This window comes from Oleiphilus sp. HI0043, assembly GCF_001634935.1.
This window is the reverse complement of the sequence record NZ_LWEY01000905.1, coordinates 1-854: the sequence shown is the minus strand read 5'-3', so window position 1 is coordinate 854 and position 854 is coordinate 1. Positions and strand designations below refer to the sequence as shown.

At 41.8% G+C, this 854-nt stretch carries 1 protein-coding gene; it reads left to right on the top strand.

The window, feature by feature from the left end; all coding sequences use genetic code 11:
• Positions 1–472: 472 nt before the first annotated feature.
• On the top strand, positions 473–854 hold a 382-nt coding region (locus A3729_RS10200; protein ID WP_197475759.1), incomplete at its 3' end, for a cation transporter.

The following is an 854-nucleotide window of genomic DNA, read 5'->3' as shown; positions in this document are numbered from 1 at the left end:
TTGCGACTGCGGGCTACCACATGACTGATGCCATCACCGAGGTTTATGAGTATTAAATAGATATTTAGGCCCAGAGTAAGAACGCCAGTTTTTACTCCGGGCGGTATGGCACTTACTTAAACTGAATTTCACTTTTTTACAGTGGGTGCCTAGAAAAACATTATTCCTCTGTGCAGCAAAGCGCTCTGTGCCCTCTGTGGTTAAGGGCCTTAATCTTGAAGATCAAGACACCAAAAATGAATCCACCACAAAGGACACAGAGCGGCCGATGGTCTGCACGGAGAAAACCAAAAGAAGGGCCCTTAAATGAATGGCTCTTATTTAATCTGAATTGCACCCTATAGATAAACATGTATTCAGATTGAAAATATGCTTAAGCAAGTGCCGTTCTACTCTGACTCCAAATAAACTGACACAAAATTGTCACATTTAGTTGAGAGACTCACCTTCTCTTTTGAACTAGGTGACCCTCTTGTTTTCAGATCGACGAATTCGTACATCGTTAATCGCTATTGTTGCAGACTTGATATTAACGGCCATCAAGTTAGTAACATCGTGGATAACAGGCAGTACAGCGCTACTTGCTGACGCTTATCACTCCCTGTCTGATATTTTGGTCTCGCTTACCTTACTTTGTGGCATCTGTATTCGCGTTTCTGTCGAGAAAGGGCGCTTATCCATTTCTGAAGAAAAAGCGCATCAGCTGGAATCTATTCTGGCGATCATAATGTCCTGCTTGATTCTTTACGTTCCGGTAGAAATTATTCAGGAAATAAAATCCCAAGAGGCAGAAGATTTACAACATTTATGGGTTGGCATCGTAGGTATATTGTTATGTATAGCGATTGCTTGGT